Here is a 15,509-nt window from a genome sequence, read left to right on the forward strand (position 1 = left end):
TTTAAACTTTAGTCGATCCACCTCTTTGAAAATCCTTCCCCTGTTCCCCAAAAAAATCCGGCGGGACATGTTTAGGGATGAGAACCTTCCCGCCCGGCACACGCGCGGTTTCAAGTGCCATGGTAAAGGACCTACCTGACCGATTACCGCCAAATTCTTGGGCAACGGGGTGCAGGTGCCGACCTTTGCTCACCGAAGCCAGGGCACGTAGGAATCCGCACGAACGACAGCTTTCTCCGCTGCACCGACATTATCTCTTCACGATTCGTTGACGAAACACCTCCCGCCGATCATTTTCCCAGACGAGGAGGTAGACCCCGGCGGGTAAGCCCGCCACGGATAAGCTGCCTCCCGAAGCAACTTCCTTTTCGGCCACGATACGTCCCCGAAGGTCCAGTAGTTTACAGTTGCGCAGCCGGAGATTAGTGGGAAAATTGAGGTGGTCGGTCACCGGGTTCGGGTAGATTTTCAGGTCGCTCTCCCGGGGAGTTTGGGTGGAGGTGGTAACGCCGTAAGTGAACGGTTGCCGGACCGTATCGCCCAGCAAGATGGCCTCCATTACGTAGTCTCCGGCGACGGCTCCCGCCCCCAGGTTACGTCGGAACCACCACCAGGAGCCATTGAAGTTCTGCTCAAATACCTGGATCCACCGCTGAACCTGGCTTCCGTCGGGGCCCAGCATGCGGTAAGTGACGATGTCCCCCACAATCTGATCCTTGAAGTATGCCCCCACAATCACCTGGTCACCAAGGTCGTAGGCATCCGTGATGTTTTCTCTTTCCTGGCTTCCCGGGCAGTCATGGACGGGCGGTGCAGCGTGGAGTAAAACGGCATTGATGGTCGGCTCCTGGTAGGCTTGTTGTTCCCGCCAGCGCAGGAGGCCGGAGTCCACGTCATTACAGTTCCCCCCGTAGGGATCGATGATCTCTCCGGTACTGGTCTGAAATTCCAGGTGAAGGTGCGGCCCATCGGAACGGCCGGAACTTGCCACCACCCCGATGTAGTCGCCGGTTTCCAGTCGCTGGCCGACCGCCTTTTGGGTAAGGCTGTTGCGCTTCAGGTGGCCGTACCAGGCCACCGTACCGTTATCGTGCCGCACGTAGACGGCGTTCCAGCGCTGATTACTCCAGGCGCAGTTTTCGTCGGGCTGGCCGTCGTCTTTCCCTATGATCACCCCCGGGGCGGCGGCCACGACTTCCACTGCGTCCAGATCCTTGAGGTAATAAGGGAAGGGCCAGGTGAAAAAGTCCGTCCCGTTGTGGCCGTCGTAGGAGCGTTGCCGGCAGGTGTAATCCAGAATCCCCGATTCGTCGTTAAGGTCCACAAAGTTCGAAATACCGTAGTAGTTGGGCCAGTCAATTCCCACCAGTCGCAGGGGCCATTCCAGCGTTTGGTTGAGCTTCTGATCTTCGGCGGGAATCTTTCCTTCACGCCGCAGTTGTTGCAGGGTGACCGTCAATTGTTCCTGAATGACGGCCCGATCCGCGGCGGGCAAACAAGCTTCTCGCGCCTCCTGCTGGCGGGCACCGCCGCCATCGGGTACCGTTTGGCTCATCAAGAGCAATGGAGAGAAAAGGAAAGTTAGGAGTAACGGGGTAAGAAAGATTTTCATGGCGGGTAGGTGTAATGATTAAGGGGGTAGAGGCGACTATTTGGCCTCTAAAATACACCGAAACCCCAGATGATTCAATCCACTGTCCGCCGGCGTATACTGCCGTTGACGGAGATTGAACCCCGTGCAATAGCTGACGCTACAAAGAAAGGAGCCTCCCCGGATGACGTATTCTCCCGTTTCCGGTCGTTTGGTGGTGGTCCACTCCCAGACGTTGCCGGAGATGTCGTAGAGTCCGTTCGGGGCCGGCGGGAAACTTCTGACCGGTGCGATTCCCGGGAAGCCGTCCAGCACTTCATCTTCGTAGGGAAAGGGGCCCTGCCACCAGTTGCCGGGAAACTTACCGTCCACGATCATGCGATTGCCCCAGGGGAATTCGCTTTCCTGGCCGCCCTGACTGGCGGCCCACAACCATTCCTCCTCCGTTGGCAGGCGCTTGCCCGCCCAGCTAGCGTAGGCTTCCGCATCGCGGAAGCTGACCTGGGTGACGGGCTCCAATGAATCCGCCGCCGGGGCGTTCGGCCCCAGGGGGTACCTCCAGGTTGCAGAATCCACCGGTAGCCAGCCCAGGCTATCGGTTGAAAAAACGCCGGACCAGCCAAATTCTTCCGCTTCGGTCACGTAACCGGTCGCCCCGACAAAGGCCGCAAAATCAGCCGTGGTCACTTCGTGTGCGTCCATCAGGAAGCCCGCCCGCCCGTTGGCCTCGCCCGCGATCCAGACCATTCCCTCGGGGATTTCCTGCGGGGCATCCTCCTCCTGGCTCGAACAGGAATACATCGCACCTGCGGTCACGCCCAAAAACAGAAAAAATACGAGTGCTTTGCCTACATTCATGGCGTAAAGAAAACAAGCTTCGGTGAATGCTAACCACTGGCCGCCGTTAAATCTCCGAAAACGATGATCCGTCTCCCCGCCGAATGGGAACCCCAGGCATACGTACTCATGTCCTTTCCCCGACGGGATGGCGACTGGGCCGATCAGCTCGAACGGGCTTCCGAAAAAATGGTGGCCGCCGCCAACGCCATTGCCGCCGTGTGCCCGGTGATCATGATCGTCGGCGATACGGAACACTTTAATCCGTACGCGGAGAAGCTTGATGCAGAGGTCCGGGAACTGCCCACCGACGATTGCTGGGCCCGGGACTTTGGGCCCCTGACCGTCTTCGAAGGCGACCAACGGCCCACCATGCTTGATTTCACCTTCAACGGATGGGGCGGCAAGTTTTCGGCCCGTAACGACAATCTGATCACCCAACGGCTCCACCGGGAGCGCTTTCGGGACCTTCGTTTACGGACCATCGACTTTGTCCTAGAGGGTGGCGGAATCGAATCGGACGGGGCGGGCACCATCATGACGACCAGTCACTGCCTGCAGTCTCCGGGGCGGCACCCCGAAATGAGTAAAGCGGAACTCACCGAAAAGCTGCGGGCCTACCTGGGCTGCGACCGCGTGCTGTGGCTGGATCACGGCGAACTAGACGGAGACGACACGGACGCCCACATCGATACGCTGGCCCGCTTCCTTTCAGAAGATGCCATCGCCTACGTTCGCTGCGACGATCCGGACGACCCCCATTTTCCGGCCTTCCAGCGCATGGAAGAACAGCTGAAGACTTTCCGCACCCCGGGCGGGACACCGTACCGACTCATTCCCCTACCCTGGCCACCGGCAATCCACAGTGAAGAAGATGGCCACCGGCTGCCGGCCTCCTACGCCAATTTCCTGATCAGCAACGGGATCATCTTTGTGCCAGCGTACTTTCTGGACGAGTCTTCTGATTCACCGGGTAAGCTTCAGGACAAACGGGCCGCCGAAGTCCTGCGGGAAGCTACCGGATACAGGGTGGAGATGGTGGACTGTCGTTCCTTTATTGAGCAGCACGGTGCCCTGCACTGTCTGACCATGCAGATTCCTGAATTCAAGCCATAACCATCAAGCCCCATGCAGACCAGACCGCAAACGTATGATGCCATCGTAGTGGGCTCCGGCATCAGTGGCGGCTGGGCCGCCAAGGAACTGTGCGAAGGAGGATTAAAGGTATTGCTCCTTGACCGTGGACGGCACGTGGAGCACCGGAAGGATTACCCCACGGCGGAAAAAGATCCCTGGCATTTTCCCCTGAAGGGTTACCTGACGGCCGAAGAACGCTTACAGCATCCCGGCCATCCGGCGGCAAAAAAAGACCGCCTTCATTTCGTGGCCAGTGAAGTGGAACATCCCTACGAACAGGAACGCCCCTTTCGCTGGCTGCGCGGGTACCAACTGGGTGGCCGTTCCCTGATCTGGGGGCGGCATTCCTACCGCTGGAGCGACCTCGATTTTCGGGCCAACCAGGAAGATGGGCACGGGGTGGACTGGCCGATCCGGTACCGGGACCTGGAAAAATGGTACGGCTACGTCGAGCGTTTCGCGGGGATCAGTGGCGATCGTCGGGGGCTCCCTCAATTGCCGGACGGAGAATTCCTTCCGCCCTTTCCCCTGAACTGTGCCGAGCAGTGGGTCAGTGACCGCATTCAGGAGCGATGGCCGGAGCGGATGATCATTCCCGGGCGGGTGGCGAACGCCACCACGGCCCTCCCCGGCAGGATGCCCTGCCAGGTGAGAAATCGCTGCGATCGGGGTTGCCCCTACGGCGGATATTTCAGCACCCAGTCCTCCACCCTCCCCGCCGCGATGGCTACCGGTAACCTGACCGTCCGTACGGACAGCATTGTATCCGAAGTGGCGTACGATCCCGACCGGGAGCGGGCGACGGGCGTGCGGGTCATCGACCGGCTCACGAAGGAAGAACACCAGTACCGGGCGCGGATTATTTTCCTCAATGCGTCTACCATAGGTACCACCGCCATCCTGCTCAACAGCCGGTCGGCCCGCTTCCCCGACGGGCTTGGTAACGACAGCGGAGAACTGGGCCACAACCTCATGGATCACATCATGGGCGGAGGTGCCGGCGGCCGGGTGCCGGGGATGGAGGATCAGTACTACCGGGGGCGCAAACCCAACGGTATCTATTTCCCCCGCTTTCGCAACGTCAGTCCGGCCACCCGCACCGATAAGTTCCTGCGGGGGTACGGATACCAGGGAGGTGCCGGACGATCCGGCTGGCAGCGGGGGCAATCGAGCTTTGCCTTCGGAGCGGAATTCAAAACCTCCCTCCTGGAGCCCGGTTCCTGGGGTATCGGCATCGGAGGATTCGGAGAATGCCTACCCCATCACGACAACCGGATGTACCTCCACCCCGAGAAAAAGGATGCGTGGGGAATGCCGCTGGTCGTATTCGACGCCCGCTTCCGCGACAACGAGCTGGCCATGTGCCGGGATATGGCCGAAACCGCCGCCGAAATGCTGGAAGCTGCGGGTGTAGAGGACGTCAGTATGAACCACAACCCCAGCAGGTTCGGGTCGAGTATCCACGAAATGGGGACAGCCAGAATGGGCCGTGACCCAGAAACTTCGGTGCTCAACGCCTTCAATCAGATCCACGCCGTACCGAACGTCTTCGTCACCGACGGTGCCTGTATGACCTCTTCCGCATGTCAGAATCCCTCCCTGACCTACATGGCCCTCACGGCCCGGGCGGCAGCCTACGCCCGCGAACAACTCAAGCAAGGAAAGCTCTGATCATGGACCGAAGAAAAGCCATCCAGATTATGGGATACTCGGTGGCCTCCGCCACCCTCCTGGGTTGGGGAACCGCCTGCCGGGAAAGCGCCGCCACGGAGGTGTGGCGGCCCGACTTTCACACCGAAGCGGAGGGGGATTTTCTCGCGCAACTCGGGGAAGCCTTTCTGCCCGCCACCGACATTCCGGGAGCCCGGGCGGTCGGTGCTCACCGGTTCGTTGATCGTTTCGTAGATCAGGTTTTTGATTCTTCCGCCCAGCGGGAATGGCGGGTCGGCTTGCACCGGTTACAGGAAAATTGGCGGGAGAACCTCCAGCACGATGCCGTGGCCCTCTTACGGCAAATGCTGGACCTTCCCGAAGACGAACAGCGGGAGATCAAACAGCTTATGGAACAAACCCCACCTCCCGGATCATCGGCGGAGGACCGACATTATGCCTACCGGACCCTCTTTAAGTGCAAGGAACTCATCATGCTGGGGTATTTTGCCTCGAAACCGATTGGGGAAGATGTCCTTGCCTTTTTACCCACGCCAGGTGGATATGATCCCTGTATCCCCTACGAGGAGGTAGGTAAGGCCTGGTCACTTTGATTACGCACCACGAGAATATGAAGAAAACTAGAAGAACATTTCTGGGGTTGTTGCCCCTTTCCCTGGGGACCGCCGGGCTGCTGACGCGCTGCACCGATGAACCGGCAGCCGCCACCCCACCTCCCGTCAAAAAGCCCGTCGTCATCTCCACTTGGCAGCACGGCCAGGCCGCTAATGCGGCCGCCTGGGAGGTCCTCAACCGGGGCGGTAACGCGCTGGACGCCGTGGAGGCCGGCGTCCGGGTGACCGAGGCGGACCCGAAGGTCCGCACCGTTGGGCGGGGGGCTTACCCCGACCGGAACGGAATCATTACCCTGGACGCCTCCATTATGGGGCCCAGTGGAGACTGCGGCAGCGTAGCCGCCGTGGAGGGGATCCTGCACCCCATTTCCCTGGCCCGCATCGTGATGGAGCGCACCCCCCACGTGATGATCGTGGGCCAGGGTGCACAGGACCTGGCGGTCGCCGAAGGCATGGAAGTGACCGATCTATCGACCGAGAAAAGCAAACAGGACTACGAAAAATGGAAGGTGGAAAACCCCGGCTATCTGCCACCGATCAACGTCGAAAACCACGATACCATCGGGCTGCTGGCCCTGGACGAGAACGGTGATTTGGCGGGCGCCTGCACCACGAGCGGAGCGGCCTACAAGTTTCACGGCCGGGTGGGCGATAGCCCCATCATCGGAGCCGGCCTCTACGTGGATAATGCCGTGGGCGCGGCCACGGCCACCGGCTGGGGAGAAGCCGTGATCCGGGCCTGCGGGTGTTTCCTGGTGGTGGAGTTCATGCGGCAGGGACACCCTCCGGAAGACGCCTGCCGGCTGGCCTGCGAAAGGGTGATCGAAAAGAATCCCGACTGGCGGGATATTCAGGTGGGCTTCATCGCCCTGGATAAATACGGCCGGACGGGTGCCTACTGCATCCAGCCCGGTTTTGACTATGCCCTGCAAGACCAGGACACCCCCAACACCATGCACAAACCCCCAAGTAGAATCTGATGTCGGACGTTACCTTCGAAGTATGCCTGCAATCCGTCGACGACGCCGTGGCGGCGCAGCGCGGTGGTGCCCAACGGGTGGAACTCTGTGCGGCCCTGGTGGAGGGGGGCATCACGCCCAGTCCGGCCAGCATCTCCCAGTGTCGTGACGCCGTGGATATCGACATTATGGTCATGATCCGGCCGCGGGGAGGAGATTTCGACTACACCGAACGGGAGCTGGAACAAATGCACCAGGACATTGAATTTTGCCAGCGCGTTGGGGTCACCGGAGTGGTATTTGGCCTGCTGACGCCGGAGGGAGACGTGGCGCAAGCGCAGGTGCAAAGCCTGCGGGAAACAGCCGGGGATCTTGCGGTAACCTTTCACCGGGCCTTTGACGTTTGCCGGAATCCCCTATCCGCCCTGGAAACCCTGATTGATCTCGGGGTTGACCGGATCCTGACCAGCGGACAGGCCGCCACCGTACCGGAGGGCCTGGCCCTACTGAAAACGCTGCACCAGCGCGCCGCCGGCCGCATCGGAATCCTTCCGGGATGTGGCATCACCCCCGAAAACGTCGCCCGGGTCCTGCGCGAAACTGGTGTCCGGGAATTTCACGCCACGGCCTTCGCCCCCCTCGAAAGCCGGATGCAGCACCGCAACGCCAAGGTCTACATGGGCATTCCCGGGCTACCGGAATACGAACGCATGGTGACCGCAACCGCGGAGGTGGAGCACTTCTTCCGGGCGCTCACCACCACCTGAAGGCGGGAGTAGTCCTGCACTTTCGGTGAGGCCCAAAAAGCAGCAATCCCGGCCGAGGGATGGGCCAGGATTGCGAGGTTTATGAACATGAGAGAAAAATAGTTTACGCTAAATCCAAGGGAATTATTGAGTATGAAGTCTTGTTCGTACGGCAGCGGCCTGGTTCCGAAAAACCATTGCCGTAACCCTGCCCCGAAGGGCAGTACGAAACCAGTTTAAAAATGAGGAAGGCTTATTGAACACGAGAGAGAAGCTTATGGGGTGGTACCCATAAGAAGCCGCGTTACCCCCGGGAGGAGGTCAAATTTAGGGAGAATGTAGGTCTGTCCTTTTTTGAGAAACGCTTGAAACTTCCGAAGAATACCACAATAAATCTTCGTTAAAGATATTAAAGAAATTTTTTTTCGTGCAATTTATGCAAGAATAAAATTTCACTTTTTGGGTAATGACCCAAATTTAACCAGCCTTTGTCGTTCGCGGAGCGGAATCCCAGCCCAAATACCACCGTACATAACCGTGCCCCAACTATGCGTATAGTTGGGGCACGGCCCTCACAAAAATGGGAGGAATGTAGCAGGACCGGCCGAGGCCGGGAAATTTCTGCCCTAGCGGGTAAAGGTCATCGCCTGGTCCAGCTGACTAACTTTGAGGTTCTTTGCGATGATGATCCGGTCCTTGTTCAGCAGGTACAGTTCCGGAGTATTGTCCACGTAATACGTCTTGAAGATTGAGCGATTGGACGGGTCGTAGACATTGGTGAACTGCCCCATGTTATACTGACGGATGAAGTTCTTCCACTTCGCGTCCTCCGTATCCAGGGCGATGGCGTATACGTCCACCTGATTTTTGTGTTGTTGGTACCACTGTACCAGCCTCGGGGTTTCTTCCTGGCAGTGATCACAATCCGGGTTGAACATGTACACCAGGATGAAGTCGGCATCCAAATCATAGAGCGTACGGGACTGCCCCTTATCGTCGGTCACCGTAATGTTGGGTCCGGGGAGGCCGACCAGGCTCTGGGCCATCTGACTGGCACGGTCCTGCAGTCCGTAAACCGTCATGCTGTCCGCCCAGAAGGCGCGTTCCCGGGTGAAGTAGTTGGTGATCATGTGCACGTGGATGGCGTCCGCGTCCATCACCGTTGATTGCCCGGGCTCGTAGTTCAGGGTGATCCAGTTGGCAAAGAACTTATAGTAATCGGGGTGGTTCAGCACCTTATTCATCAGGAAATCGGCCGATTTCTTGATGGAGTCGGCATTTTGGGGCGTCAGCTCCGTGATGTAGCGCTTCAGCTTATTGATGATCACCGGAGTAGCCAGCAGGCGGTTATCCGCAAAATTGACGCCGTCCCAGAAGTCGTAGCGATAGGCGGCTACCTGGGCTGCTTCGTCTATCTGCCCGTTCGCTCCGCGGATTTCCTTCAGGGTAGGATTTTGTCCACCCCGCTTAAAGCTGGTAAACAGAGAGTTCGGCGCCTTGGCAAAGAGACTTTCCAGGTATTCCTGGCGTTGGGCCACGAGTTGGTCGCGCTCCGCCTTGAAGTTGTTGTATTCCGGAGTGCCCGCCGAAAGTGAACGGAGCGCCTGCCCGACCCGGCGGAAGTCGTCCTGCTGGGACGCTTCGAAACGCAGGGCGTCGTACAGCAGAGCGTTGTCTTCACTGCCTTCTACCTGCATGGAACCCAGAATATCTCCGCCCTGGGCGGTCATGGTAAACTGCTGGTCGGCATCGATGAGCATTTGGACCGTAGTACCGTCCGCGAAGTAGGCAAAGTAATGCCCGGGGCGGTAGGGCTGATTGCGGGTAAAGACCAGCATATTTCCCTGCACGACGCCGGAATCCGCCCGGAATTGCTGATCGGCGTACTGCCCGATGAGCAGGGCACCGGCCGGATTAGTGCCAGCAATGTTCAACTTGATGTTGGGCAACTCCAAATCGCGATCCTCCTGGGCACTCACCGGAGCAGCTACCCCGGCGGCGGAAGTTGCGTCGTTCCCGTTACAGGAGAATAAAAGCAAAGTAAACAGGCTGAAGACAAGTGTACGCATGGTATTTTTTTTGCGGAGGCAAAAATAGTAAGCATATCCGGCAAGCGGGCCGGGGCGCTATCGGTGCACGGTAATTTTCCGGGCCGTCGTCCGTCCGTCCACGGTAAAAAGAGCCACCAGCACCCCCCGGTAGTCGGGGTACGGGAAGAGCTGGTTGGTGCGGCCGGTCAGGTTCCCCAGGTTACGACCGGACAGGTCGAAGAAATTCACCCTCACTTCCCGGTCACGGTCGTCCCGGACGGTAGCGCCATCCGGCGTAAGGAGTAGGTCAAGGGTTTCCTCCACGACTGGTGTGGAGGTGGACAGATCCAGACCCGGGTCGATGGCGTAGAGCTCACGGCCCGTGTCGGGGTTTAGGTTACTGATGTAGTAGATCAGGTCTCCCTGCACGCCCACAAAGATGATGGAGGTGAGGTTGAGTGATCGTTCCACCGCTTCGTAGAACTCGACGGTTTCGCCGGTTTCCAGATCGTAATAGTAAAGGATGGGCTGAAAACCATTGGAGGTACCACTGGCAAAGAAGACGTACCGATTGGTGGCGATGATGTTGGACGGGAAGGGATCTTCCAGCTCTTCGATGATCCGGGTTCCCTCCGGGGTTCCGTCCGTGATGCCCATCAGGTCATCCTGGAAGGACCCGCCATTCACCTGCCAGATCAGCTGATCGCCCAGGGAAAGATTGGTGATGGTCTGGCCGGCCGCCAGGGCCGTAGTGGACCCGTCGTAAATTTTCGTCGGGTTATCGTCACCGGTGAAGGCGTAGTAGCCGTCTCCGGACACCATACCGATCGTCAGGGAGTCATTCATCGGTAGCCAGGAGGCAATAAAGATGTTATCGTCGGCCGTGACCGTAACCAGGGTATCGGCGGCGGGGCGGTAGACGTAGATACCGGTCTGAGCACGACCGGGCCGGCTGTTAACGAGACTGAAAATCAATCCGTCCCGCACGTTTTGCAAGCCAAACCAGGTGTAGGAACCGTCCTGCTCGGGGGTTGCGGCCAGGCGCCGGATGGTATCCGTGGCGGCAAAGAGGCTGATCGAATCGGCGAAGGACTCGGCGTAGAGGAAGGCTACACCGTCTTCGTAGGTCGTGAAGTAATCGTAACGATAATTGAAGGGAGCCGAGAAGCGAGCGGGGCCACCGATCCGTTCGTGCTCGCTGCCGTTCGTCCGGTAGAGTTCAAGGTCGTAGGTAAAGTAGAGGTATCCATTCTCCGCCAGGATCATTTCGTCAACGTTCCGGGTCGCATTGGTGGTATCGGGGTCAAAGACGAGTTCCGTGCCCGCTTCGGTGCCGTCCGTTCGCCAGATGGCGCCGCCATTGATGGTATCAAAGGCCGTGAAGTAAACCCATCCGTCCTTTTCGGTAAAGGACCCGATGTCGGAGGATTCCGTGCCCGGATTGATGTCCTTGACCAGGCTGAGGGATCCGTCGCGGAGGATACAGAGCTCGGCGCCGGTCTGTCCGTCATCGGCCAGCAGCAGAAAACCGCCGTCAAGCTCAACGGTGGTGAAGTCAAACCGGCTGAAGGCATCTTCGGGGCCGGGATTATAATCTCCCAGGGCCACGGGGGTTTGGCCGTAGGTTATAACGGATAGTAGTAGTAGAAGAGTTACGGTGAGGTGTAGGGTCCTTTTCATCACGATGGTTTGGGGGGGAATCAAGCAAGATAGCGGCTTGAAAATGAGGACGCAAAGGTAAAGAATGTACCAATCTTGAAGTAGGCCTTAACCAAAATCACAAAGGGCCGTTTCTCTTGCGAGAAACGACCCTTTTTAGAGCGGATTAGGCGGTCAAGTTCGAACAATCGCAACGGACATGGAACTGTACTGGAATTACGTTGACCGCTTTAATCTCGCCGTGTAATGGGGAATAGAAATCCACGCCACGGCCGTCAAACTGTCAACTGGTCTGAGCACACGCAAGCCCGCTTCAGCCAAGAGCTTTGCGAGAAGCATCACCAGAACCTTACCTACTGTCTTTCCATCTTCGACAGTCACCCGCACCCTATCGCAATCAATCTCCGGGGGATCGTCCCCGGGGTGACTGACGAACTGGTGAACATGAAAAAATTTATCTGCGGCCATGCCTACCGCATCGAGGGGTACGCAGGAATAAACGGTTTGGCCGGGCCCTACTTGCTCCGGCTCCGTCAGGTTGCCGAACACGTCAAGGCCAACTACCCGCCAGCAAAGCGAGAAAACGAAATACATCTGGTTTCAGGGCAAGGTCTGTCTGCGGTCTGAGTGTAGCCGTTGCAGCCTTGCCTTATTTCAAAAAACGCACCATGGAATACGCCTTTTTCATCGCCGTCGGAATCCTCCTCTACCTGATTTTCCAGGGTCCGGGGAACGATGGGCAGTCCGGAGGCCCTGGTGGATCAATGGTTTAAATTTTACGAAATGACTGTTGTATTTACTGGGGTACACTTTAAGCCGGGGAAGAAGGCTCTTGATAGCTCAACGCTTTCCGGCTCCGTAGTTGACGATATAATCAAGCTGCTCCCCCCGGGATGGGAGTTTAAAAAAGTCAATCTGTACCAATGCGAATATCTCCCATCCGGAGAAGAAGCGGAAGAGCAAGAAAGATGGTTTTTTAATCAGGTCGAAAGGTTTTATGAGAAGACCGGGGGCTTGATCGTTTATGCTTTTTGCGGAAGAATGGTCGAGCAAAGACTCAAAAAATGGTTGGTTCCAGGCACCTATGTTCCGCATCCGGCTTCAATTGTCTACCAAAAGTCAAGGCTCGACTTTATCAGCCATTGCGCTGACATTATTTCCGATCGTGCCCAAGCTCAGGCCGATCTAGTCGAATATATCAATCGTCCGCTATGACCAAGTTCACCGAAAAAGACCTCCTCCTCAAAGGCTTGGTCCCGGACGGCTCCGGCGGCTATGCCAAAAAGCGGAAGGAGAAGAACAGCCAAGCTATCCAGAGCAACCGGGAAGCAGTCCGGGCGCACATGGCCGGGGAGACCTTGCCAAAGGCTCCCGCCAAGAAAAAAAACCAAGGCGAAAGCAAAATTCAGGTTCGGTGCGTGGCTTGGTTTCAGGCTCAGTACAGAGTGAAGTACCCAAAACACTTAATTGCGATCCGGAACGGGGGAAGAGAGACCGGAGACGCCAAGCAGCGGGCAATAAAGGGAGCCAGGAACAAAGCCGAAGGCGTAGTCCCAGGAGCAAGTGATCTTCTTCTTGCGGTGCCTTCCGGTGAGTACCCCGGACTCTGGATAGAGCTTAAAAGGCCCGGACAGTATTTGCGGAAAAACCAACGGGAGTTTCAAGAGCAAATGCGGCGCGTTGGATATGCAGCCACCGATGCCAAAACCGAAGAAGAATTTCAGGCGATTGTCCGGCAATACCTGGAAGAAGGCAGTCTTCTTGACATCAAAGCCTACCGGAAGAGCAGAATAAAGAAAAGCCGGGGCAATGTTTGACTACCGGGAGGTCTATCAGCTTCATGCCCGCTTTTCATCCAGGGGCCGTTCCCGACGGAAGAGTCTCATGGTAAAGAAAAGGATTGCCCTGAAGGTTCCCTTTGCTGAGGCCTTCGAGAAACGCCTTCACAAGAAGTACGACGAATACAGAATTTGGGACATAAGAAAAGCCCCCTCCCCTGGTCTTTTCAAGAACATCTACAAAATCGGGATTAGCTCGGATACCGACCGGCGGGTCGAAGAGATCAACGACGATCCGAAGTCCGGACGGACCGAATACTTCCTACTCTACCCAAGTCAGGCGGCAAGCATCCGTATTCAAATCCGCACCTATTGGCTGGCTTTTTGGCTGCTTCAGATAGGTATATTATGCGCCGTTTCATTATATGTTTTATCTTTACCTCCGTTGACGGTCGACTTTCATTTCATTCTTTTTATCGTGCAAGATGGCTCCGCACAGTCTCGACCGTTTTACAAATCTGTCTTTGGTAGACACCATTAAGACAATCTTCGAAACCTTCCAGGCGACCGACGCAACCGGGGAAGACTTCGAGGCCTACTTTTGGGATGTTCGGTGGGTGGCGATTATCCGGGTGCTCTCCCGGCAATCGCTCGAAAAGAAAATACTATTCATCGTTCTGTACATCGGTCAAGCAAAGCAAGACCGAACGCTTCATCAATCCGTGCGGGATTTCTCCGACTGGTTTGACACCAATTTAGGAAAGACTGATTATGGCAACCAAAGGAAGCACTACCGCCGGATGATGGATGAAGTTTGGTCGGAGGAGCATAAGGTAAACCTATCATGCCCTTTGTCGCAAGACCTTATCCGGCTGCGGGAGCCGGCGAATCTTCCGGACGATAAGAGCTAAAGATTTCGTCGACAATCTCCAGGGCTTTTTCGCTAGACACCCGCTCTTTAGGAGCATTTTTCAAAGCATTTGACTGGAGTAGGTTCCGGATCAGGTCACAATAATCTGAAGGCACTAATACCACAGAAATCCCCATCCGTTCCAACATGACTGTGACGTCATCCAGTTTGTCCAGCTTTCGACGGAAGTCTCTTGGTCGATTATTGTAAGGGCTTTCCGGGATTACGTCCTTGTAGGAAAACTTCTTATTTGCACTGGGGTATCCCACTAGTTCTTTGAGGTCTTGACGATTCATTGCAGAAATTTATTTCATTAATTTCAGTAAAAGTACAACAATCTTATTAGAGTATTTGTTTTGTATGGGAATAGAGCATGAAAAACCGATTGCTCAAAAATTCCTTAGCAATGACAGTAATCCGTAACGAAGTCGAGGTCCAGTTGAAGCCTGTTTTTTACGTTGACAGGAAAGACCTGAAGATCAACAAATACCAAGTCTACGACTTCAATATCGCGGAATCGTGGGTGATTGGCCGGAGAGGGAGGCAGCGAACCTACTTGCCCGAAAACATTAGCATAAGAGCCACGAGGGAGGACGCGGAGAAAGCGATAGCCGCAGCGATGGAGATAGAAGTCGAAAAAATGGAAAGACGCCTCCAAGAAATGCAAGATTGGCTCCAGGCCAATGATTGGCCTTTGGATGTCCTGAAGATCAATCTCAAGGACAAAAGGGCAACGCAAGAGATATAAATCAGAAAGCCCCCTTCCGAAACTTGTTCGGTTGGGGGCCTTTCCTTAGCAATAGAATCCAAACGCTCCTTTTGCCGGATAAGTTTACTAAAAGACCAAAAATTCCACTACTTCATCATTTACCTTGCGTCTGCGGGGTGGAGAAGCGTGTTATCTCGCCGGGATAACTACCCCGGAGATCGCAGGTTCGAATCCTGCTCCCGCTACTCGTTCTCTTTTGATCCCTCAACAAGGGATTGCCTTGCCCTAAGCTGCTGCCTTTGCCTTGCAAAGGTGTTCGCCCGGGGCATTATTGTTTCTGCCTATGCCGGGAAAGATTAAAATCGACATGGACCTTGTAGACCGTCTCCTCGAACAAGGGGCGGACGCTTTTCAAATCGCTAAGGTTTGCGGGGTTCATGCCGACACCATCAGGAACCGGATTAAATCGATTCATAAAAAGAATTTCCAGGATTACAGGGCGGAAAAGCTCAGAAAGATAGACTGGAATGAGTTCGAGAAGCTTATGACTGCGGGGTCTTCGGTCAGGGAGGCATCGGCATTTTTCGGGTTCAATGAGGGCTATTTCTACGCCCGGGTGAAGGAGCATTATGGCGTTTCGAAAACTTCGGAAGTAAAAGAGAGATTCCAGGCTAAAGGCAATGCTGAAATCAGGCTCAAGCAGTACGAACTAGGGCAAGGTGAAAAGCATCCGGCAATGTTGATTTGGCTGGGCAAGAATCGCCTCGGTCAATCCGATAAGCAGGAAACGAAGGTAGAAGCTCAGGTCGGTATTCAATCAATCAACTTCAGCAAACCCACAAATTCAGAAGAGGAAGAATGAGCCAGC

The 15,509-nt window shown here is 56.2% G+C and carries 16 protein-coding genes and 1 tRNA gene; 11 read left to right on the forward strand and 6 right to left on the reverse strand.

All coding sequences use genetic code 11. From position 1 onward, the window contains the following. Positions 1 to 250: 250 nt before the first annotated feature. Positions 251 to 1,612 carry a peptidoglycan DD-metalloendopeptidase family protein gene (locus E1J53_RS18620; RefSeq protein WP_134274272.1) on the reverse strand — a complete coding sequence of 454 codons (1,362 nt, stop codon included), beginning with the start codon at positions 1,610 to 1,612 and terminating at the stop codon, positions 251 to 253. 36 nt (positions 1,613 to 1,648) lie between these two features. Next, positions 1,649 to 2,449 carry an SUMF1/EgtB/PvdO family nonheme iron enzyme gene (locus tag E1J53_RS18625; protein ID WP_134274271.1) on the reverse strand — a complete coding sequence of 267 codons (801 nt, stop codon included), beginning with the start codon at positions 2,447 to 2,449 and terminating at the stop codon, positions 1,649 to 1,651. A gap of 63 nt (positions 2,450 to 2,512) precedes the next feature. Between E1J53_RS18625 and E1J53_RS18630 the strand changes: the two genes are divergently transcribed. Genes E1J53_RS18630 through E1J53_RS18650 form a run of 5 tightly spaced genes read left to right on the forward strand, consistent with a single transcriptional unit; the run spans position 2,513 to position 7,576 of the window. After that, positions 2,513 to 3,544: an agmatine/peptidylarginine deiminase gene (locus tag E1J53_RS18630; RefSeq protein ID WP_134274270.1), complete on the forward strand. Its 1,032-nt coding sequence runs from the start codon at positions 2,513 to 2,515 to the stop codon at positions 3,542 to 3,544. 12 nt (positions 3,545 to 3,556) lie between these two features. Continuing rightward, the gene (locus E1J53_RS18635; RefSeq protein WP_134274269.1) at positions 3,557 to 5,236 is read left to right on the forward strand and encodes a GMC oxidoreductase; all 1,680 of its coding nucleotides are present in this window, start codon (positions 3,557 to 3,559) and stop codon (positions 5,234 to 5,236) included. A 2-nt stretch (positions 5,237 to 5,238) separates the two neighbouring features. Beyond that, complete coding sequence (locus tag E1J53_RS18640) at positions 5,239 to 5,829, forward strand: gluconate 2-dehydrogenase subunit 3 family protein (RefSeq protein WP_173021558.1); 591 nt, start codon at positions 5,239 to 5,241, stop codon at positions 5,827 to 5,829. Between the two features lie 17 nt (positions 5,830 to 5,846). Beyond that, the gene (locus tag E1J53_RS18645) at positions 5,847 to 6,830 is read left to right on the forward strand and encodes an isoaspartyl peptidase/L-asparaginase family protein (protein WP_134274267.1); all 984 of its coding nucleotides are present in this window, start codon (positions 5,847 to 5,849) and stop codon (positions 6,828 to 6,830) included. Further along, entirely contained in the window at positions 6,830 to 7,576 is a 747-nt protein-coding gene (locus tag E1J53_RS18650) for a copper homeostasis protein CutC (RefSeq protein WP_134274266.1), read from the forward strand. Before E1J53_RS18645 ends, E1J53_RS18650 begins: the two co-directional genes overlap by 1 nt. 605 nt (positions 7,577 to 8,181) lie before the next feature. On the opposite strand, the gene E1J53_RS18655 is transcribed toward E1J53_RS18650, so the two are convergent. The 3 genes from E1J53_RS18655 to E1J53_RS18665 form a co-directional block, all read right to left on the reverse strand. Then, complete coding sequence (locus tag E1J53_RS18655) at positions 8,182 to 9,624, reverse strand: thioredoxin-like domain-containing protein (RefSeq protein ID WP_134274265.1); 1,443 nt, start codon at positions 9,622 to 9,624, stop codon at positions 8,182 to 8,184. A 57-nt stretch (positions 9,625 to 9,681) separates the two neighbouring features. Then, positions 9,682 to 11,265, reverse strand: a complete 1,584-nt coding sequence (locus E1J53_RS18660; protein ID WP_134274264.1) for a hypothetical protein — start codon at positions 11,263 to 11,265, stop codon at positions 9,682 to 9,684. Positions 11,266 to 11,460: 195 nt separating this feature from the next. Then, positions 11,461 to 11,838: a hypothetical protein gene (locus E1J53_RS18665; protein ID WP_134274263.1), complete on the reverse strand. Its 378-nt coding sequence runs from the start codon at positions 11,836 to 11,838 to the stop codon at positions 11,461 to 11,463. 189 nt (positions 11,839 to 12,027) lie between these two features. On the opposite strand from E1J53_RS18665, the gene E1J53_RS18670 reads away from it, so the two are divergent. Genes E1J53_RS18670 through E1J53_RS18680 form a run of 3 tightly spaced genes read left to right on the forward strand, consistent with a single transcriptional unit; the run spans position 12,028 to position 13,563 of the window. Beyond that, entirely contained in the window at positions 12,028 to 12,459 is a 432-nt protein-coding gene (locus tag E1J53_RS18670) for a hypothetical protein (RefSeq protein ID WP_134274262.1), read from the forward strand. Continuing rightward, positions 12,456 to 13,061, forward strand: a complete 606-nt coding sequence (locus tag E1J53_RS18675) for a VRR-NUC domain-containing protein (RefSeq protein ID WP_134274261.1) — start codon at positions 12,456 to 12,458, stop codon at positions 13,059 to 13,061. Before E1J53_RS18670 ends, E1J53_RS18675 begins: the two co-directional genes overlap by 4 nt. After that, the gene (locus E1J53_RS18680; RefSeq protein ID WP_134274260.1) at positions 13,054 to 13,563 is read left to right on the forward strand and encodes a GIY-YIG nuclease family protein; all 510 of its coding nucleotides are present in this window, start codon (positions 13,054 to 13,056) and stop codon (positions 13,561 to 13,563) included. Before E1J53_RS18675 ends, E1J53_RS18680 begins: the two co-directional genes overlap by 8 nt. A gap of 323 nt (positions 13,564 to 13,886) precedes the next feature. On the opposite strand, the gene E1J53_RS18685 is transcribed toward E1J53_RS18680, so the two are convergent. Continuing rightward, complete coding sequence (locus E1J53_RS18685) at positions 13,887 to 14,228, reverse strand: hypothetical protein (protein ID WP_134274259.1); 342 nt, start codon at positions 14,226 to 14,228, stop codon at positions 13,887 to 13,889. A 110-nt stretch (positions 14,229 to 14,338) separates the two neighbouring features. On the opposite strand from E1J53_RS18685, the gene E1J53_RS18690 reads away from it, so the two are divergent. The 3 genes from E1J53_RS18690 to E1J53_RS18700 all read left to right on the forward strand — a co-directional run bounded on the left by E1J53_RS18690 (position 14,339) and on the right by E1J53_RS18700 (position 15,503). Further along, on the forward strand, positions 14,339 to 14,680 hold the full coding sequence (locus E1J53_RS18690) for a hypothetical protein (RefSeq protein ID WP_134274258.1): 342 nt from the start codon (positions 14,339 to 14,341) through the stop codon (positions 14,678 to 14,680). Positions 14,681 to 14,812: 132 nt separating this feature from the next. Continuing rightward, a tRNA-Val gene (locus E1J53_RS18695) sits at positions 14,813 to 14,886 on the forward strand. A gap of 122 nt (positions 14,887 to 15,008) precedes the next feature. Continuing rightward, the gene (locus E1J53_RS18700) at positions 15,009 to 15,503 is read left to right on the forward strand and encodes a hypothetical protein (RefSeq protein ID WP_134274257.1); all 495 of its coding nucleotides are present in this window, start codon (positions 15,009 to 15,011) and stop codon (positions 15,501 to 15,503) included. The last annotated feature ends 6 nt before the right edge of the window (positions 15,504 to 15,509 follow it).

Source organism: Lewinella sp. W8, assembly GCF_004375085.3.
Lineage (GTDB): Bacteria > Bacteroidota > Bacteroidia > Chitinophagales > Saprospiraceae > Neolewinella.